The sequence below is a fragment of the Streptomyces sulfonofaciens genome, from assembly GCF_014656295.1.
GTDB lineage: Bacteria > Actinomycetota > Actinomycetes > Streptomycetales > Streptomycetaceae > Streptomyces > Streptomyces sulfonofaciens.
Genome location: NZ_BNCD01000045.1, coordinates 1 through 19031, shown reverse-complemented (window position 1 = coordinate 19031; position 19031 = coordinate 1). Strand labels below are relative to the sequence as shown.

The 19031-nt window shown below is 71.8% G+C and carries 19 protein-coding genes and 1 pseudogene; 9 read left to right on the top strand and 11 right to left on the bottom strand.

Features of this window, described 5'->3' with window-relative positions:
* The coding region (locus tag IE313_RS34120; RefSeq protein ID WP_373317128.1) for a carbohydrate-binding protein at positions 1 to 370 on the bottom strand (370 nt) is incomplete at its 3' end.
* Between the two features lie 520 nt (positions 371 to 890).
* Between IE313_RS34120 and IE313_RS34115 the strand changes: the two genes are divergently transcribed.
* A complete protein-coding gene (locus IE313_RS34115) occupies positions 891 to 1220 on the top strand; it encodes an antibiotic biosynthesis monooxygenase family protein (protein ID WP_189939179.1) in 330 nt (109 codons plus the stop codon).
* Positions 1221 to 1429: 209 nt separating this feature from the next.
* Here the strand turns inward: IE313_RS34115 and IE313_RS34110 are convergent, their stop codons facing one another.
* The gene (locus IE313_RS34110) at positions 1430 to 1960 is read right to left on the bottom strand and encodes a choice-of-anchor K domain-containing protein (protein ID WP_189939177.1); all 531 of its coding nucleotides are present in this window, start codon (positions 1958 to 1960) and stop codon (positions 1430 to 1432) included.
* 827 nt (positions 1961 to 2787) lie between these two features.
* Between IE313_RS34110 and IE313_RS34105 the strand changes: the two genes are divergently transcribed.
* The gene (locus tag IE313_RS34105; RefSeq protein ID WP_189939175.1) at positions 2788 to 3642 is read left to right on the top strand and encodes a hypothetical protein; all 855 of its coding nucleotides are present in this window, start codon (positions 2788 to 2790) and stop codon (positions 3640 to 3642) included.
* Positions 3643 to 3711: 69 nt separating this feature from the next.
* Positions 3712 to 4581 carry an alpha/beta fold hydrolase gene (locus IE313_RS34100; RefSeq protein ID WP_189939173.1) on the top strand — a complete coding sequence of 290 codons (870 nt, stop codon included), beginning with the start codon at positions 3712 to 3714 and terminating at the stop codon, positions 4579 to 4581.
* A 249-nt stretch (positions 4582 to 4830) separates the two neighbouring features.
* Here the strand turns inward: IE313_RS34100 and IE313_RS36125 are convergent, their stop codons facing one another.
* From IE313_RS36125 to IE313_RS34085, 5 genes and pseudogenes are all read right to left on the bottom strand, one after another.
* The gene (locus IE313_RS36125; protein WP_268256818.1) at positions 4831 to 4965 is read right to left on the bottom strand and encodes a hypothetical protein; all 135 of its coding nucleotides are present in this window, start codon (positions 4963 to 4965) and stop codon (positions 4831 to 4833) included.
* Complete coding sequence (locus tag IE313_RS34095; RefSeq protein WP_189939170.1) at positions 4962 to 6494, bottom strand: WD40 repeat domain-containing protein; 1533 nt, start codon at positions 6492 to 6494, stop codon at positions 4962 to 4964. The genes IE313_RS36125 and IE313_RS34095 overlap by 4 nt, the downstream gene beginning before the upstream one ends.
* A gap of 86 nt (positions 6495 to 6580) precedes the next feature.
* Positions 6581 to 6670, bottom strand: a pseudogene (locus IE313_RS36565) (hypothetical protein); the annotation flags it as partial.
* A 144-nt stretch (positions 6671 to 6814) separates the two neighbouring features.
* Positions 6815 to 7414 (bottom strand): DinB family protein, encoded by a 600-nt coding sequence (locus IE313_RS34090; protein ID WP_189939168.1) that lies wholly within the window; start codon positions 7412 to 7414, stop codon positions 6815 to 6817.
* A gap of 14 nt (positions 7415 to 7428) precedes the next feature.
* A complete protein-coding gene (locus IE313_RS34085) occupies positions 7429 to 7569 on the bottom strand; it encodes a hypothetical protein (protein ID WP_189939166.1) in 141 nt (46 codons plus the stop codon).
* Positions 7570 to 8316: 747 nt separating this feature from the next.
* Between IE313_RS34085 and IE313_RS34080 the strand changes: the two genes are divergently transcribed.
* From IE313_RS34080 to IE313_RS34055, 6 genes are all read left to right on the top strand, one after another.
* Complete coding sequence (locus IE313_RS34080; protein WP_189939164.1) at positions 8317 to 10914, top strand: M14 family zinc carboxypeptidase; 2598 nt, start codon at positions 8317 to 8319, stop codon at positions 10912 to 10914.
* Positions 10915 to 11095: 181 nt separating this feature from the next.
* On the top strand, positions 11096 to 11884 hold the full coding sequence (locus tag IE313_RS34075; protein WP_373317127.1) for an amino acid ABC transporter ATP-binding protein: 789 nt from the start codon (positions 11096 to 11098) through the stop codon (positions 11882 to 11884).
* Positions 11885 to 11914: 30 nt separating this feature from the next.
* Complete coding sequence (locus tag IE313_RS34070; protein WP_189939162.1) at positions 11915 to 12838, top strand: transporter substrate-binding domain-containing protein; 924 nt, start codon at positions 11915 to 11917, stop codon at positions 12836 to 12838.
* Positions 12839 to 12840: 2 nt separating this feature from the next.
* Positions 12841 to 13521, top strand: a complete 681-nt coding sequence (locus IE313_RS34065) for an amino acid ABC transporter permease (protein WP_189939160.1) — start codon at positions 12841 to 12843, stop codon at positions 13519 to 13521.
* A complete protein-coding gene (locus IE313_RS34060; protein WP_189939158.1) occupies positions 13521 to 14177 on the top strand; it encodes an amino acid ABC transporter permease in 657 nt (218 codons plus the stop codon). Before IE313_RS34065 ends, IE313_RS34060 begins: the two co-directional genes overlap by 1 nt.
* 85 nt (positions 14178 to 14262) lie before the next feature.
* Positions 14263 to 14934 carry a GntR family transcriptional regulator gene (locus IE313_RS34055; RefSeq protein ID WP_189939156.1) on the top strand — a complete coding sequence of 224 codons (672 nt, stop codon included), beginning with the start codon at positions 14263 to 14265 and terminating at the stop codon, positions 14932 to 14934.
* Positions 14935 to 15036: 102 nt separating this feature from the next.
* Here the strand turns inward: IE313_RS34055 and IE313_RS34050 are convergent, their stop codons facing one another.
* The 4 genes from IE313_RS34050 to IE313_RS34035 all read right to left on the bottom strand — a co-directional run.
* On the bottom strand, positions 15037 to 16029 hold the full coding sequence (locus tag IE313_RS34050) for a CHAD domain-containing protein (RefSeq protein ID WP_308439252.1): 993 nt from the start codon (positions 16027 to 16029) through the stop codon (positions 15037 to 15039).
* Positions 16030 to 16294: 265 nt separating this feature from the next.
* Entirely contained in the window at positions 16295 to 17350 is a 1056-nt protein-coding gene (locus IE313_RS34045; RefSeq protein ID WP_189939152.1) for a TauD/TfdA family dioxygenase, read from the bottom strand.
* 28 nt (positions 17351 to 17378) lie between these two features.
* Positions 17379 to 17609: an MbtH family protein gene (locus IE313_RS34040; RefSeq protein WP_189939150.1), complete on the bottom strand. Its 231-nt coding sequence runs from the start codon at positions 17607 to 17609 to the stop codon at positions 17379 to 17381.
* Positions 17610 to 17750: 141 nt separating this feature from the next.
* On the bottom strand, positions 17751 to 19031 hold a 1281-nt coding region (locus tag IE313_RS34035; protein ID WP_189939148.1), incomplete at its 5' end, for a thioesterase domain-containing protein.

The window sequence follows — 19031 nt, the reverse complement described above, 5'->3', positions numbered from 1 at the left end:
CGCTGTAGGTGTAGAACGAGCTCCGGTTCGGGAACATCTGGTTGAACTGCGACTCACTGACGACGAACCCGGACGGGCTGCCCGGGTCTCCCGGGTCACTCGGGCCTGAGCCGCCGTCACAGGTGCCCTGGTCGGCCCACACACCCCACTCGCCGGTGGTTCCAGGGGTCTCGCCCTGGGTCCACCACTTGGCCAGCCAGTTGTGCCCGCCGTAGGACGCCCCCTGCCCGGCCGTGTAGACCGCGGACGCGCTCCAGGGGGTGTTGCAGGTGACGGACACCGCGGCGGACGCGGGCGATGCGGGCGAAGCGAGCATGAAACCGGCTGCGGCGGCCAGGGTGGCGAGTACGCCGAGGCTGCGTCTGAGCACTGAACTCTCCTTCGTGGAAGGTCTGTTGTGGTGCCGCGCTCATCAAGCCGGAAATAGTGTGAATTTGTCAAGAGACAATAGAAAGAATGCGAAGATCTGATTTATTGATATTTACGCGTCTTGTCTGGAATCCATCTTTCGTGGTGGGTCATCCGTATGGTGACAGGGGAGATCCATGTGGTCGACGATGCGCTCCCGGAGTAGTGTCGTGGAGTCGCGGGCGAAGGTGAAGACCGCGTCCGGACCTGCACGGAGGGCGGCGTGCCCGCGGACCGGCGCGCAGGGCCCCGGCCGATGCCCGCGGGGCCCCGGCCGATGCGCAGCGCGACCGGATGTGCCCGGCCTGGCGTCCCGGCGGACGCGAGCCGGTGTTCGGCGGCGGCCACGGGCCGCCTCGTCCGCACTCGTGGCGGCGGCTGCGTGGGCGGGTGCCCCTCTCGACGAGCGAGCCGACGCTCCAGGTCGCGGACGGCGGGGGCAGTATGGGGAACGGAACAATCCCTGCCTGGAGAGGTGCCAAGTGCCCAGTGTCGTGAAGATCAATGTCCTGACCGTGCCCGATGAGCAGCGCGAGATCCTGGAGAAGCGGTTCTCTTCGAGGGCGGGGACGGTGGAGTCCTCGGACGGCTTCGAGTGGTTCGAGCTGCTTCGCCCCGTGGAGGGGACCGACCAGTACCTCGTGTACACCAGGTGGCGGGACGAGGCCGCCTTCCAGGCGTGGATGGAGGGTCCGATGAAGTCCGCCCACCAGGGAGGTGGTGAGGAGGGCGGGCAGCGCAAGCCCGCCGCCTCCGGGTCCACCCTGTGGTCGTTCGAGGTGGTGCAGCAGGCGGCTCCCAAGCAGGGCTGACGCTGCCGCGGCACCGCTCCCGTGACCGCGGGGGGCTTCCCCTCTCGCGGCGGGTGCGGTGCCGGGGGCACCCTCGGCGGCCTGGGCCCCCGTACTCGGCAGCGGGCGGCCCAGGCCGTTCGGACCACCCGACGCCCGCCGCGGGCCTTGCCGCCCGACACGGCCCCTTCGCCGGCCGACGGCCGGTATCGCCCGGTTGAGTGAGGTGGTTACGCCTCGCCCTGGTAAGGGGTGAACGACACCCTGAGTTCCGCGATGTTGGGCTGGTCGTCGTTCTCGCGGCTGATGAAATGCGTCGTGATCTGGCCGAATTGCAGGAAGCCCTGGACGAGTAAGTCGTACCAGCGGCCCTCGACCTCCACGACCTGCTCGAACGAGACCGGCTCCAGTTCGACCGTGTCCTTTGGTGACGCACTCTGGTTGGGCGTCTCGTGGTGCCGGAACCGCAGGGGGCCGAGCGTGCGCTTGTCGTTCGTGCCGAAGGCCACGGTCACGGTGAGGTCGGCGGTGAACTTCGGATCCGCGGGCATGGGGATCACGTGGTTGCGGTGCTCGAAGTGGCCGATCACGCTCGGGGTGCCGTCGAGCGGCACCTGGGTGGAGCAGCCCTCGAAGACATAAGCGCTCTTCACGTCGTCGGCGACGGCACCCCACGCGAGGCGGTCGGTCTGCAGACCGCTGAACTGTGCGGCGTCCACGTCGACGCCTGTCCATGCACCACTGCTGAGGACATTGACCATGACAGGAGTGCTCCTTGACCCGGGTCCCACCGGCGAACGTTCCATCGGACTGAGGCAAGCGGAGGTACTGCCCTGACGAACCGTAGGAGGCAATGCCGGGCGGCATAAGCAGGGGAACCGGACAGATGGGGTCAGGGGCGGGCCCCGACGGGCACGCCGGCCCGACCCCGCGTTCCCGGGGCCCGGAGCCCGGGAGCCCGAGCACGGTCCGGGCGAGGCGGGCAGGTCCGCACGGCGGCCACCGGCGGACCGGGGGTCGGGGCAGCGTTCGGGGTGGTCCCGAGGCCCCCACGTTTACTTCGCAGTTGCTCCACGGCCGAATGCGGGGAAGCGTTCCTGCGGCGAGCACGGTCATGAAATGATCAGCGCCTGACCGTACACATGGCTTCTCAACGCTTGGACTTCACATGGGGCAGACGTCGGCCGGTCCGGTAGCGTCCTCGGGTACCGCTGCCGCCGGCGAGGCCACGGCCGCACCGACCGCGGAAGAAGAAGCGGCGCCTTTGCGCCCTGTCACCGAGGACGCGGCGGCGCCCGCTGGGAAACCGGGTGGAGCCGCCGGAAAAGGAAAGCGGACCGGCCCGAGGACCGTTCCGCCCACGGGGCGATCGGTCGTCCCGCAGCCGTCCCGCTCCGCCGGACAGCCCCCGCAACCGCCCCACTCCGCCGAGCAGCCTTCCCGCTCCGCCGGACAGCCCCTTCCCGTCGAGGGGCAGGAGCCGTCCGCCGAAGGGCCGACGGCCGCCGAGCAGCGGACCGGCGCGGCGCGGGACACGGCCAAGGACACGGCGAAGGACACGGCCAAGGACGCCGAAGCAAGCCGGGGTATGAACGCCGCCAAGGCGGACGCGGCCGCGGCAGACTCCGCTGCTGCCGGGGCCCTGGCCGCCGCGGCGACCGCGAGCGCGGCGGCGCCGCACCCGGGGCGCCCGGGAAAACCCGTCCTGGCGGCCGCGGGGCTCGCCGGGGCCCTGCTGATCGGGGTCCCGCTGCTGCTCCTCGGCCGCGGCCAGGACGGTGAGAAGAACGTCAGCAGTCAGTCCGGCGCGCCCGAGGGGACCGTCCTCGGCGGCGCCGACGACGGCACGCAGGGCGGCTTCGCAGCGGCGGCCCCGGATCAGTCGGGGCCCGGCAAACACCGGGGAGCCGCGGCGAAGAACGAGAAGCCCGCGGCACACGCCTCGCCGAGCGACGTGCCCCAGACCAGGAAGAAGGCCAAGCACGCGGCGCCGGGCACGGCGGGCGGGCATACCGCCCAGTCCCATGGCACGGTGCAGAAGGGCACCGGGACCGGGGCCGCGGGGCACGTGACCTCCGAGGCGAGCAGGACCGCGCGTCCGCACGCGGGCGCCACCACCCTCGTGATCGGCGCGACCCGCACACTGAACACAGGCCAGTCCTGGACCGCGACACGCGCGCGCATGGTGATGCAGGGCGACGGCAACCTCGTCATCTACGACGAGAACGGGCACGCGCGCTGGGCCTCGCACACCTCCGGTTCCGGAAACAGGGCGGTGTTCCAGGCGGATGGCAACCTCGTCGTCTACAACAGCGCCAGCCAGCCGCTGTGGACCTCGCAGACGGCCGGCCACAACGGCGCCGAGCTCGTGCTCCAGAACGACGGCAACGTCGTGATCGAGCAGGGCGGCCATGCCTTCTGGACGTCGGGCACGGCTCACTGACACCGCCGCCTGCCGGCAGGACAGCACACCGGTGACCGCGTCATTGCCCTGGTACGGCACAATCCGCTCATGACAACGGTATCCACACGCGACGGCCGGAAGCTGGACGTACGCGTCTCCGGCCCCGACGACGGGACTCCCCTCGTCTTCCACCACGGTACGCCGGGCGCCGTACCGCCGGTACGGGCGATCGAACGGGCCGCCCACGCACAGGGCCTGCGCCACGTCTCCTTCTCCCGTGCGGGCTACGGCGGCTCCACCCGCCTGCCGGGACGGGACGTCGCGGCGGTGGCGGCGGATGTGGAGGACCTGCTCGACCAGCTCGGCGCCGAGCGGTGCGTGGTCGCCGGGTGGTCCGGCGGCGGGCCGCACGCCCTGGCCACCGCGGCCCGGTTGCCCGGACGCGTGGCCGGTGTGCTGTCCATCGCGGGCGCGGCCCCCTACGGGCTGCCCGACCTGGACTTCGTCGAGGGCATGGGCGAGGCGAACGGCGAGGAGTTCGAGCTGGCCGCGCAGGGCGAGGCGGCACTGCGTCCTTTCCTGGAGCGGGAGGCGGACGTCCTGCGGAACGCCGACGCGGACGGGCTGCGGGAGGGCATGCGCACGCTCCTCGCCCGGGTCGACCACGACCTGCTGACCGACGAGCTCGCCGAGGACCTCTCCGCGACCTTCTCCGAGGCCCTGCGTACGGGCGTCGACGGATGGGCCGACGACGACCTGGCGTTCGCGAGGCCCTGGGGCTTCGCGCCGGAGGAGATCGCGGTGCCCGCCTTCGTCTGGCAGGGCAGCGAGGACCTGATGGTGCCCTTCGCGCACGGCCGATGGCTCGCGGCCCACATCCCGACCGCCGTCGCCCACCTGGAGCAGGGCGAGGGCCACTTCTCCATCGCCATCAGCGCGGCCGGGCAGATGCTGGAGGAACTCGCCGGCTGCCTGTGAGCGGGGGCCCGGGAAGGAGCGGGCGCACCGGGCGGCGCGAAGACGGGCCGCGGCGGGACACGCGCTGAGGTCGGGCGGCACGGCGGACGGCGCCACCGCGCCTGCCCCGGGCCCTCCGCCTGTCCCGGGCTGCGCGGGCCTGCCCCCTGGCCCCTGGCCTGCCCGGGGCCAGGGCCGTACCGGCGTTCAGCCGGCCGGGCGGTCGTACTCCCAGTCCAGCTCCCAGCACACCACCGTGCCCGGGTTGTCCTACGACGCGGCACGGCAGCCGTCCGCGGACAGCGCCACGCTGTACACCGCCTCGGTGGTGCCCTCCAGGTCGCTCAGGGCCTCGCCGGTGCGGACGTCCCACAGGCGCACCCGGTGGTCGGAGGCCCCCGTCACAGGAGCCGGCCGTCCGGGGTCAGGGCGAGGCAGTTCACGAAGTCGCGGGACGCCTGCTGGTACCCCACGTTGGGCAGTTCCGGCGAGGAGAGCTGGATGACTCCCCTGCCGGAGGGATGGAACTGCTGTGCGGCCACCACGACGCACCCGTCCGAACTCGCCACGGCCTGGATCGCACCGCTCCCCTCCGCCATCCGGAACCGTGCGGTGCGCAGGAGGCGTCCGTCCCGCACGTCGAGCACCCGGGCGCCGCCATCCCGGGTCGGCGTGGCGGCCACGTCCCCCGACAGGGCGACGGTGTGGACGCTCCCGCCCGGCCACGCGAACAACGGCCGCCGCCCCGTACGGTCCCACAGGAAGCTCGGCCCGTCCTCTTCACCCCGCAGCACCAGCGAGTCGCCGTCCTGGCGCAGTCGGACGGGACCGTCGTCCGGCACGATGACCGTGGCGACCCTGCGCGCGGTCGCCAGTTCCCAGACCATGTGCACGCCGCGTGCGCTCCTGGTGAGCGCATGCCGGCCGTCGGCGCACACCACCGACGACCAGATCTCGCAGCCGTGCCCCTCGGCGGCCTCCGTGGCCCGGCCCGTCATGAGGTCGAAGACCGCCACCGAGCCGTCGTACCTCCCCACGATCGCGCGCCGTGCGTCGGGCGTGATCGCGGCCTGGCCGCGCACCAGCCGCTCGAACGTCCGGGTCCGCCACGCTCCCGCGAAGCCCGACCGTGCGGTGCTCGCGCCCACCCGGCGCCACAGGGGCAGCAGACGCGGATGCCGCCGGTAGCCGGGCAGCGCCCGGACCATCCGCAGCCGGTCCCAGGCTTCCGCGTGCCGGGCGCCGTCGAGGAGGGCGGCCGCGCGGTCCATGACGGCCTCGGCCGTGCGGGCGTCCTCGATCAGCCGCGCGGCCGACCCGGGGCGGGCGTACGACCACGGCGCCGCGGGCCCGGGCTCGGGCGGCCATAGGACGCCGACCGACTCGCCCCCGGGGATGCTGAGCAGAGCGACGCGCCCGTCCGCGCTGACCGAGACATCCGCCCCCAGGTCCGACACGCCGGTGAACACGCACCGGTTGTCGTCGAGCAGCCACCTCTGCAGGCCGAACTGCCAGGAGCTGCACAGCGCGACACGATCGTCGTCGGTCACCGCGAGGAGCCCGCCGCCCCACGCTGCCGCGCTGCCCAGCTCGTGCACCGCGGCAGTCGCCAGGTCCACCCGGAGCACGGTCTCCTCCTCGGTGAGCGCGAGGGCGTGTCGGCCCCCGGGGCTGAAGGCGAACCGCCGGCTCAGCCGGTTCATGCCGCCCAGCAGCTCGCCGGTCCTGACGTCCCACAGCCGCAGCAGCCACCGGTGCCCGTCGAAGTGCAGCACGCGCGTACCGTCGGCCGTGATCGTCAGCGCCTCGCCGAAGCCCGGGCCGTAGTCGTCGAACGCGTCGCCGACGATGCGGACGGTGTCGCCCAGTACGCGCACCGAGCCGCCCATGCCGGCCACCGCGACCACCGCCCCGTCGCCGCTGACCGCGACCAACTGCCGCTGACCGCGACCAACTCAACGCCCTGCGGCGGCAGCTCGTAGCGGCGCCCGCACCGGCCGTCCGCCGTGTCCCAGACGCGGACGTGGCCGCTTTCGTCACCGGACACCAGGACGCGGCCGTCCACGCTCAGGGCCGCCGACTTCAGTGCGGCACGGTGACCGGACAGCACCCGCACCGGTGTGAGGGTGTCGAGGTCCCACACGCGCAGGTCGCGGGTCTCGTGAGTGCGTGTTTCTGAAGGCTCAGCCTTGCTGATCAAGGGAGGACTGCTGGTCGCTTCCAGGCGTTGACTGGACGGAGGCTCAAAGGATCGTCAACCAATATGGTCGGGCGTGAAGTCGGCTGCGGCTTTGGCTGTTCGCTCGATTTTCGCGTGCTGGGCTTCCAAGAGGGCCGCGTCGCGCTGTGGGATAGCGTATTCGGCCGCTGTCCCCGTCGAGCCGTCCAGTTGTTCGCGCAGGATGTCGGCGTGGCCGGCGTGCCGACTGGTCTCGATGAGCATGTGAACCAGGATGTTGAACAGTTTCACGTTGGGGCGCGGCCACCAGGGCACGTGACCGGGGGAGTCGAGATCGAGGGTGGTGATCGTCGCGTCTGAGTGGTCCCACACGCGACGATAGCGGTCGATGATCTCCTCGCGTGTCTCGTGCTCGGTCGCCCACATGTCAGCGCCGCGCTGCGCAGCGTCGTCCCACCTGGGTAGGGGTTCGGGGAATGGTCTGTCGAAGACCTCGCCGAAGTACCTGGACTCCCAGATCGACAGGTGCTTCACCAAGCCGAGAAGGTTGGTACCCGTCGAGGTCAGGGGGCGGCGGATGTCGTACTCGCCCAGTCCGTCGAGCTTCCAGAGCATCGCCTTGCGAATCTCTCGCAGGTCGCTGTGGAGGTACTCCTTCGCGCAGTTATCGATCACGGGTCACGAGCCTGTCATGTGCGGCTAGGCGTCTTGAGCGCCAGGTCGACGTCCCACTGGAGGTGCCGGACGCGGTACACCAAGCCCATCCCGCCGGTGCGCACCACCTCCCTGATCTCGTAGACGCCGAGAACGACGTCCCCCAGGGCCCACACGGGTTACTCCGCCTGCGCTGGGTGGAGGGGGGCGTCCAGGGCCGCTCCCCGTCCGGCGGGCGGCGGACCCGGTTCGGGCGCAAGGCACGTGGCGTCGAACGGGGGCCGTTGCGCCGTGCCTGCTGTGCGCAGGTGGGCCCCGTGGTCGCCGGAGTGCGGGCAGCGCTGCACACTCACCGGATGCTCCTCGCCGCGGGCGGCCTTGCAGGAGCACCAGTATGACGCTCCGTGCGGTCCGGCGGGCCGGTGTGCGACGGGGCGGTGGACAGGGCGGCGGCCGCCGGAGAGAGCCCGCTCGTCACCGCCGGGCACTGCCAGCACGGCCCACGTCCTTGCCGAGGCTGCCGGTTCCGGCACTCCAGCCATGTAGCAGCAGTGTGCATTCAATATTAAATCCAAGCCGGGATCGTTGCCCTCGTTCGCCACCGGCTGGCACATTGCGTGGGCACGCAAGGCATTTCACGGCCAGGGGTCGGGGCGCTCGCGGATCACGCGGGTCCGCCCGACAGCAGCGCACGGCACCCGGGCATCGGAACAACCGTCATGGCGCAGCGCAGCGCCAGGTGCGGCGTTGTGCGACACCCCCGCAGGGCAGCGGAGCTGCCCCGCCCCCGACTCCGCGAGGGACAAGAGCCTGCCCGACCGGTTCGCGAAAGGCGATGTCGTCAGATGACCAGCAGCGAAAGCGCAAGACCTACCCGCAGAGCGCTCCTTCGGACCTCCGCCGTTCTCGGCGCCGCGGCGGCGGTGAGTCACCCGGGTGCCGCCTCGGCGGCGCCCGACACACCCCTGGCGCAGGCCGGTCACCACCGGCCGTCCGCCGGAACGCAGGGGAAGGGGCCCATCCCGACCCCGGCGGAGTACTTCGGAACCCCGATCGGAACCGACGGCTTCCTGGCCCAATGGGACAAGATGGTCCCGTACTTCCGGCTGATCGGTGCCCGCAGTGACCGGGTGCGCTACCAGGAGATCGGCAAGACCACACGGGGATACCCGTACGTCCTGCTGACCATCAGCTCGCCGAGGAACCTGGCCGATCTCAACAGGCTGGTCGCCGTCAACACGAGGCTGGCCGACCCCCGAGGGCTGTCCGAGGCCGCCGCGAAGAAGCTCGCCGCCGAGGGCAAGCCGTTCTACTACGTGCAGGCCGGCATCCACTCGACCGAGGTCGGAAACTCGCAGGCCGCCATCGAGTGGGCCCACAGGCTGGCGACCGAGCGGTCCGAGTACATCGAGAAGATCCTGGACAACCTCGTCATCCTGCTCCAACCCTGCCAGAACCCGGACGGCCTCGTCCTCGTCAACGACTACTTCGCCGCCACGGCCGGCACCGACTACGCGCGCACCTACCCCGACCTGTACAACAAGTACACCGGTCACGACGACAACCGTGACTGGATCATGCTGACCCAGGTCGAGAGCAGGTACAACGTCTCGATCCTGAACAAGTACCGGCCGCAGGTCTTCCAGGACTCGCACGGGGCCGGCGCCAACGCCCCCCGGTTGTTCACGCCGCCGTACCTGTCACCGTACGACCCCAACATCGACACCATCCTGGTGCAGCAGACCGACACGGTGGGCCTGGCGATGCAGCGGGGCATGACGACCGCCGGTATGAAGGGCAACGGCTGGGGTTCGGAGTACGACTACTGGTCCGCGTCCCGGCAGTACTGCGTCTACCACGGCTCGGCGCGCATCCTGACCGAGGCGGCGTCCGCCTCGGACCTCGCCTACCCCCGGGTGGGCACGGAACCGCTCGGCCAGCAGACCACCGACATCAACTTCATCGAGCCGTACGACTCCAGGACCTGGACGCTGCGCAACATCATCGACTGGGTCTCCCAGGCCTTCTACTCGGGCCTGGAAACGGTCGCCTACGACACCTACAACTGGCTCTACAACTCCTACCGCGTCGGGGTCAAGGCGGTCACCAGGACCAGCCCCTACGCCTACGTCATCCCAGCCGGGCAGCGCGACCCGCAGGCGGTCCTCGACGCCCTCGAGATCTTCCACCTCGGTGCGGTGGAGATCCACCAGGCCCGGGCCGCGTTCACCGCCGACGGCACGCGGTACCCGGCCGGGTCGTACGTCATCTCCATGCAGCAGCCCTACGCCGGGTTCGCCAAGACACTGCTGGAGGTGCAGGACTACCCGCAGTTGCTCCAGTACCCCGGTGGCCCGCCGCAGCGGCCCTACGACACCACCGCGCAGACCCTGCCCATGCTGCTCGGCTTCAAAGCCGACCTCATCACCAAGCCCTTCTCCGCCGACACCGAGCCGCTGAGCGCCGTCAGGCCCCCGGCGGTCGCGCGGCCGTCCGCACCGCCGAGCACCGGGGCGTTCGCCATCGGGCCGGAGTCCTACGGGGTGTTCCGGATCGTCGCCGCGTTGCAGAAGCAGGACATCCCCACGTTCCGCGTCGCCGCCGAGTTCACCGACAAGGGCCGCACCTACCCGGCCGGCACCTTCCTCGTACCGCCGTCCCCGGCGGCACGGGAGGTCCTCAGCGCCCAGTCGGAGAAGACCGGCATACCCGTGACCGCGATCGGCCAGGTGCCTGCCGTGGCCGGCGTCCAGCTCAAGCCGGGCACGAGGATCGGCCTGATCAAGCCGCCGGACAACATGCCATCCGGCTGGCTGATGTGGACGTTCGAACAGTACGGGGTGGACTACTCCGTCGTGGCGGCGGGCGACTACGCCGACCTCGCCGGCAGGTACGACGCCATCATCATGCCGGAGGGGGTCAGCAAGAACTCCATCGTCACCGGTCTGAGCCCGAAGGACTACCCGCCCGACTGGGCCTGGGCGTTCGGCGTCGGCACGACCGGCTGGAACCAACTCCACGACTTCGTGACCGGCGGCGGCACGCTGGTCGCCTACGGCAGCGGTACGGCCACGGCCCAGTCGCTGTTCGGCCTGCCCATCACCTCCGTCCTGCCCGGCGGCTCCTCCTCGGACTTCTACTGCCCGGGATCGCTGCTGAGCCAGAAGTTCGACACGAACAACCCGGCGGCCTGGGGCATGCCGGCGGACAACCCCGTGTGGTTCGTGTCGGACGACGCGTACAGGTTGACCAGCACGAGCACCTACCCGGTGGACGTGGTGGCCGAGTACCCCGACAGCGGCGATCAGTTGCGAAGCGGCTGGCTGATCGGCGGCGAACACCTCAACGGGGCGGTCAACGGGCTCTCCTGGACGATCGGCAGGGGTTACGTCGTCACCTTCGGCAACGAGATCGGATTCCGCACCTGGAACAGGTCCGAGCAGCGGATGCTCTTCAACGCCGCGTACTACGGGCCGTCGACGAAGCTCACCGCCGACCGGTTCCGACGCCTCGGACAGTAGACCGCGTGGTGGGGGCCGGGTCCTTGCCGCCCCCACCACCGACCGTACCGGCCTGACGGAGAGGAAGGCAGTTGTACCCCGACGACGAGAGCCGGACCAGCGCGCTGATCCACCCGGAGTGCGGACGCCGCGCCCGGCACCACGACGCGGCCGGCACGGCCCGCGGCCATCGGACACCCCGATGACCCGGTCGCCGGGCGCGGGTGGTCCGCTCAGCCCCGCACCCGCCGGCGCGCGGACGGCGATGGTGGAGCTGCGCGGAGTACACAAGTCGTACGGCAGTGTCGAGGTGCTCAAGGGCGTCGACCTGACGGTGGCCCGCGGTGAGGTGGTCGCCGTCATCGGCCCCTCCGGCGGCGGCAAGAGCACCCTGCTGCGCTGCGTCAACCTGCTGGAGCCGGTGACTCGCGGCCAGGTGCTGCTGGAGGACGAGGACCTGACCGGGCCGGGCGTCGACCTGAACAGGGTACGCCGGCGCATCGGCATGGTGTTCCAGCAGTTCAACCTCTTCCCGCAGTTGTCCGCCGTCGACAACCTCACCCTGGCGCCGCGCAAGCTGCTGCGGATGCCCGAGGACCAGGCGCGGGAGCGGGCCACCGCGTTGCTGGCCCGCGTCGGACTGGCCGGCAGGGCCGACGCGTACCCGAGGCACTTGTCGGGCGGGCAGCAGCAACGCGTTGCCGTGGCACGCGCGTTGATGATGGACCCGCAGGTGATGCTGTTCGACGAGGTGACCTCGGCCCTGGACCCGGAGCTGGTCGGCGAGGTCCTCGACGTGATGCGTGACCTCGCGCGCTCCGGGATGACGATGCTGTGCGTCACCCACGAGATGGGCTTCGCCCGTGAACTCGGCGACCGCCTGGTGTTCGTCGACGGTGGAGTGATCGCGGAAGAGGGCCGTCCTGCCGATGTGCTGGACCGGCCTCGGAACGACCGTACGCGCCAGTTCCTGCGCAAGGTCCTCGGATAGCCCGCCCGAGCGGGAGAAGGAAGCTACGACGTGAGATCGAGATTCGGCATGGTCGTCGGTGCGGTGATGGCCCTGGCCCTCGCCGCCGGCTGCTCCTCGTCCGGCGGGTCGCACCCCGCGGCCGGTTCGGACGGTTCCACCGCCGCCGTGGGCGGCCCCGTGGACGTGGGGGCGCCGCTGCCCGCCGAGGTGGAGAGCAGAGGGAAACTGACCGTCGGCGTCAAGTGCGACTACCCGCCCTTCGGATACATCGACGAGTCGTCGAAGAACGCGGGCTTCGAGATCGACATCGCCCACCGGATGGCCTCCTACGCGTTCGGCGACCCCGACGCGCTGACCCTGACCTGCGTGACCGGATCCAACCGGGTGTCGTTCCTGACCTCCAAGCGCATCGACCTGATCGAAGCGACGATGAACTACACCCCGGAACGCGCCCGGACCATCGACTTCTCCACCCCCTACTTCGCGAGCGGTGTGAAACTGCTGGTACCGAAGAACTCCCCGATCACCTCCTTTCGCCAACTGGCAGGCAAGTCGGTCATCAGCACCAGCGGCGCCACCGCCAGCCTGTGGCTGACCCGGTGCATGAAGGACGTCAAGCAGACGCTGTTCACGCAGACCAGCCAGGCACTGAGCGCACTGAACCAGAACCGCGGCGCCGCTTTCGCCCAGGACGACACCCTGCTGCTCGACCTGGCGGCAAAGAACCCCGGCCTCAAGGTCGTGGGGGACGCCAAGGCCGACAGCCCCTGGGGCATGGGCGTACGCAAGGGCGACACACGGATGCTCGCCTGGGTCAACGGCGCCCTGGCCCACATGCAGAAGAGCGACTACTTCTGGAGCGAGTTCCGCAAGACGGTCACCGACCCCTCCGTGCAGCGGCAGTTCGCCACGTACGTGCCCCGACCGGGCCGGGGCCTGGCCTACCCGTCCGGCTCCACCGTGCAGTGCTGAGCATGCCGGCGGTATCCGGTTACCACTTCGACCCGGTCTTCGTCGTACACCATCTCGGCGATCTCGGCTCCGGCCTGCTGCGCACGCTGGCCATCAGCGCCATCGGCATGGCCGGCGCCCTGCTCGCCGGTGCGCTGCTCGGCGCGATCAGCGCACTCCGCATACCGGTCGCGCGACAACTGGTCACGGTGTACGTCGAGGTGTTCCGCAACACCCCGCTCCTCGTGCAGATCTTCTTCCTCTACTTCGCGCTCCCGGAAGCCGGGCTGCAACTCGGCGGCTTCACCGTCGGCTGGCTGTCCCTGCTCCTGTGGGGCGGTGCCTACAACGCGGAGAACTTCCGCGCCGGGTTCGAAGCCGTCGAGGGCGGTTACGTCGAGGCATGCCGAGCACTCGGCTTCGCCCGTCTGTCCGCCTTCCGGCACGTCACCCTCCCCCTCGGCGGCCGCATCGCCCTGCCGTCGGTCGCCAACACCCTCATCTCCGTCTTCAAGAACTCCTCGTTCATGGTCGCGATCAGCTATCCGGAGCTCACCGAGACCGCTGTCAACATCGTCGCGGTCACCTTCCGGGTGTTCGAGATGTTCCTCGCCATCGGCGTCATCTACCTGGGGCTGGTCTGGCTCATGTCGCTCGGCGCGGGAGCCGTCGAGCGCCGCTTCGCGATACCGGGAGGACACTGATGCCCCCATGGGTGGGACCCGTGGCCGACTACCTCGCCGGCGGCCTGCGCGAGACCGTCCTGCTGGCCCTGGTCTGCATCGCCGCCAGCCTCCTGGCGGGAGTTCTGATCGGCGCCGCACTCACCGTGCCCAGCAGACCGCTGCGGGGGGCGGCCCGTGCCTACGTCGAGGTCTGGCGGGGCCTGCCGATCATCATCACCCTGTACTTCATCTTCTTCGTCCTGCCCATCATCGGCATACGGGTGGACACCTTCACCGCCGCTGCCGTCGGCCTCTCCCTGTGGGGCAGCGCCAACACGGCCGAAGTGGTACGCGGCGCCCTCCGGTCGGTGCCCCGCGGGCAGGACGAGGCCGCGGCGGCGCTGGGCTTCTCCTGGACCGGACGCATGCGGTACGTCCTGCTGCCCCAGGCCACCCGGCGAGCGCTCCCCCCGCTGATCGGACTCGTCGTCAACCTCACCCAGCAGACCTCCCTGGCCGCCGTCATCGGACTGCTCGACATCCTCGAAGCGTCGCAACGCTCCATCGAGCGACTCACCCTCTCCGGCGGCTCCTCGCACGCCGTACCGATCCTCGGCGCCGTCCTCGCCGTCTTCTTCACCATCTGCCTGCCGCTGACGATGCTGTCCCGCTGGTACGAGCGCAGGCTGCGCTGAAGGCGCCCGGCCGCACCGCGACGACGGTCAACCGCCGTCCTCGGCACCGACACCCTCACCGGGAGAAGGGGGGCACCGGCGAACCATGGCCGTCCCGCGCCACACCCTGCTGAACGCCGCCTACGACCACCTGCGGGCCGCCGTCCTCGACGGCTCCCTCGCCCCGGGCTCCCGCGTCACCGTCCGTCCCCTGACCGAGCAGCTCGGACTCAGCCCCACCCCCATCAAGGCGGCCCTCGCCGCGCTCGAACGCGAGGGCTTCCTCGTCTCCGTGCCGCACCGCGGGTACTTCGTCCCCGAGGTCGGCGCCGACGACCTGCTGGAGCTGTACGAGCTGCGGGAGGCCGTCGACGGGATCGCCGCGCGCCGGACGGCCGGGGCGCCCCACCACCGCCAGATCGCCACCCGATTACGCCGGCTGCTGGTCAAGCAGCGCAAGGCCATCGACGCGGACGACCTGCACGCCTACGGGGAACTGGACCTCGCCTTCCACCGGCTCATCTGGGAGGGCTCAGGCAGCCGGCGGCTCATTCCCGTCGCGGAGAACCTCATCGCCCAGGTGCGCCTGGGCAACCGCCTCTCCTCGCGGGCACCCGGCCGGCTGCCGGTCGCCGTCGACGAGCACGAAGCCATCCTCGACGCGATCCGCACGGGCGACCCGGGCGCCGCGGAGCGGCACATCCGCCGCCACGTCCGTGAAGCGGGCCGGGCGCTGCGCCGCTACCTCTCGGCACAGGGTGCGCCGGAGCAGCCGTGATGTCCCCGTCCGACGGCCGCCGCTTCCCACCGCAGTGGTCGGGTCCGCCCCGAACGCGTACGCATGCGTGCACGCGCCACGAGGCGTACCGCCCCGGGCCGCTCAGCGGCAGAGCGCCTTGCGCCGGGCGGCCGCGCGGGCGCGGGCCCACGCCTCGGGAAGCTGCCGTTCCCGGGCGCCGGCCGCCGCCCCCTCCTGACCGTGCAGCAGGCCCCAGGTGAAGCCGGGTTCGCCCGCCGCATGCGCGGAGACCGCCATACGGCGCAGGGCGTCGCGCGCCACGACGCCGTCGTGCTGGGCTCCGCTCAGCCGCTGGACCGCCTTGACACGCTTGGCCAGACGTCGCGCGGGCTTTCCGAGGGCCGGGCGGGCCGCCTCGGCGGCATAGCGCAACCTCTTGGCTCCCTTGCGGGCGTGGTGGATCGCGGCGTCGCGTTCGGGCCCCGGGGGCGTCTGCAGCGCACGGTCCATGCGCCGCACGAGCCGGTCGTGTTCCTTCAGGAGCGCCTTGGCCAGGACCTTTTCGGACCTGCCGGCCGCCTTCGGACGCAGCGGCGGCGCATCGGCCAGGGCCCTCAGCCCCTCCAGCAGGCTCAGGTAGCGGGGCGAGGCGAGCGCTTCGAGGGTGCGCCGACGGCCTTCGGCCCGCTGCGCCGCGTCCCAGACCTGCAACCGTGCGCCGACGGGCCCGAGGACCAGTTCGCCGGGCAGGTCCCGCACGCCGGAGGTCAGCCGCTCCCGGAGCACCTCGTGGTCGCGTTCCGCACCGAGCTCGCCGGCGAGCCACCTCAGGTCCCGCCGGAGGGGGTCGGTGGCGTCACGGTCGAGTACGGAGCGGTAGGAGCGCAGGCAGCCGCGCAGGCGACGGGCGGTGGTGCGCATCTTGTGCACGGCGTCGGGCGCCCCGCGCCGGACGGCCGGATCGAGGTCCGTCAGGGCGCCGACCAACCGATCCACATAGGTGAGCACGTGCTCGCCCGCCGACCCCGGGACGACCGCGGCGCGCGCGTCGGGCGTGCGCTTTGGGAGCGGCGTGGTCCCGGCGGCCGCGGGCGCCGCGCACGTGCGTTCTGTCTCTCGTTTCGTCTGGGTCATACCATGCCCGTTGACTCGATTCCAGCGCTCAAACCCGTACGTACACTGCTTCTGGGCCTCCTCGTTCCTGTCTGCCGGCGTCATCTCCGGGCTCGTGAGCGCGGGCCTCTCGCACACCCTGACGACCGCGCGAGCGGCGGAGTCGTCCAGCGGGGTGCCCCGCACGGCGGGGCCCGGCTGCCGGGCGGGGCGGAGAACACCGGTGCGGGCCCCCTCCCCCGTCCGGCCCCGGGGCCCTTCCCGCTTGCTCCGCGGCGGTCCGCGCTCACGGCCCGCCCGCCGGCCGCAGCGGCGCGCACACCTGGGATCCGGGGGCCCTGACGCCGCGGGACAGGCGCAGGTCGGCGACCGCGAAGCAGCGCCGCAGCCACCGGTCCCGACCGTCGTAGCGCGGCCGGAAGTCGGTGCGGCCGTGCACGGCGGCCCGGTTGTCCACGACGATCAGGTCGCCGGCTTCGAGGACCGTGCCCACGAGCACGGCGAGCATCGCCTCGCGCAGCTCGTCGAACGCGCGGGCCGCGGTCTCGTCCATCGGTTCCATGGCGTGGAAGTCGGCGACGAGTTCGGGGTCGGCGGCCGGCCCGGACAGGACGGGCAGCGGGGGCGAGACCGCGCCGGCCCCCGCCCCGGCGCCTGGTCCGCGGAAGGAGCTGCTGTGCCGGATACGGAACAGCGGGCGGCGCAGTACGCGGACGCACTCGGCGGACAGCCGGGGCAGCGCCCGTGTGATGGCGCCGTAGGTGGTGCGCGCCCGGCGCTCGTGGTCGGCGCGCAGGCACAGCAGCGTCACGAAGTCCGGCTTGTAGGGGTGGAAGCCGTCCTCGGTGTGCAGTTCGAGCATCACGCTGCCGGTGTTCTCCTGCCGCCGCTCGGCGCCCCTGACCGGGACGACGTCCTGGACCAGGCCGCCGGCCTTCTCGTCGGCGTAGGCGATGACGTCGCCGAGCCAGGACACCGCGGCGAGCTGGGCCACGGTCGCGAGCGGCAGCCGCGACCAGTCGGGAGCGGCGCCGTCGGCGGGGGTCGGGGGCAGGTCGTCGTCGAGGGGGACGTTCCGCACGATCAGTGTGCCGTGCGGGTCGCCCCTCCTGCGGAAGCGGCTGAGCGCGCGGGCCAGTCGCGGCGGGAGCCAGCGCGCAGCCACCTCGATCTCCGCGAGCAGCTCGGGGTCGTCGAGGTGTTCGGGTCCGGGCGGGGTCCCGTACGGCAGCATGCCGGCGATCTCGGCCGCGACCTTGCGGAACTGCCCGGCCTCCTGCGGCGTCAGCTCCACCGTCACGCCCCCGGCGCCGCTGGCCGGGGGCTCCTGGTACGTCGGCAAAGCGGTGCCTCCTCGGGGTCCGCGGTGGTCAACGGGTGGACGTGTCCCCGGCCTCGTCCATGGCCCGGACGAGGCTCTTGGGGCGCATGTCGGTCCAGTGCTCCTCGATGTAGGCGAGGCAGGCGTCCCGCGTGTCCTCGCCGTGGGCGACCGTCCAGCCGGCCGGGACCTCCACGAACGACGGCCACAGCGAGTGCTGGCCCTCGTCGTTGACGAGTACCAGGTACGTGCCGTCGGGGTTCTCGAAAGGATTGGTCATGGCGGGTTCCTCTTTTCTCGCAGGGGTTGGGGTGCTTCGGGGCCCGGGGTCCCGGGTCCCGGGTCCCGGCTGCCGGGCCCGGGGGCTCGGTTCTCGGGGTCCGCGTTTACCGGGCACTGGGGTGGCGCGGGGGCCGGGGGGCTACCGGGCGGGCCCGTCCTCGCCGTCCAGCCGCTCGGCGAGTACCCGGCCGATCTCGGCCAGCGGCTCGGGCCGGCACATCTCGTGGTGGGTGCAGTCCACGGCGTACCGCCGCACGTGCCCGGTGACGACGGGCTCCCAGGCCGCCGCGGTGGGCGCCTGGTCCGGGCGGCCCGCGGTGGCGGTGAAGTGCAGGACGTCGCCGTCGAACCGGCCCGGCGCGTGTGCCGAGGCGAGCTTCCCGTTGTTGGCGAAGACGTCGGCCAGGGCTACGACGCGGCGCTCCTCGATGTCCGCCAGGGGGCCGCCGCCGCGCCGCAGGATCTCCATGACGTCGTCGATCCGCAGCCGCTCGCCGCCCGCGGTGTCCTCGCCGTGGCCCGCGAAGTCGAGCAGTGTCGCCAGGACCTCCTGCTCGTCCGCGGGCGGGGCCGGGGCCGAGGGGTGACGGGGATAGGAGTCCAGCAGGGCGAGCAGGGCGACGTCGTCGCCCTCTGCCTGGAGCCGGACGGCGACCGCGTGGGCCGCGAGGCCGCCGAAGGACCAGCCCAGCAGGTGGTAGGGGCCGGTGGGCCGGACCGAGCGGATCTGCTCGACGTAGTCGGCGACCAGATCGTCCATGGTCCCCGGGTACGCCTCGGGGCGGGCGAGACCGCGGGCCTGGAGCCCGTACACGGGCCGGTCCGGTCCAAGCTGCCGCAGCAGTCCGGTGTAGCACCAGCTCAGGCCGCCGGCGGGATGGACGCAGAACAGCGGCGGGCGCCCACCGGAGGCCCGCAGCGGGAGCAGGACGTCGAAGGCGCCGCCCGAGACGCCGAGGCGCAACCGGTCCATCAGGCGGCTGACCGTGGGCGCGGCGAACAGGTCGCGGACCGACAGTTCCACGCCCGCCGTGTCCCGGATCCGGCTGGCCAGCCGGATCGCCGCGAGCGAGTCGCCGCCGAGATCGAAGAAGTCGTCGTCGATCCCGGTGCCGGTCAGACCGAGGACCTCGGCGAACAGGCCGCAGAGGACCTCCTCCTCGGGGGTGCGGGCGGGCCGCTTGGAGAGCGCGGCCAGCGGACCCGGCTCCGGCAGGGCGCGCCGGTCGAGCTTGCCGCTGGGCGTGAGCGGCAGGGCGGCCAGCACGGTCACGACGGCCGGCACCATGAACTCGGGCAGTGATTCCGCGGCGTGGCGGCGCAGGGCTGCGGGGGACGGCTCCGCCGAGGGTGCGGGGACCACGTAGGCCACGAGCCGCTGATCGCCCGGGCGGTCCTCGCGAAGGGTCGCAGCGGCCTC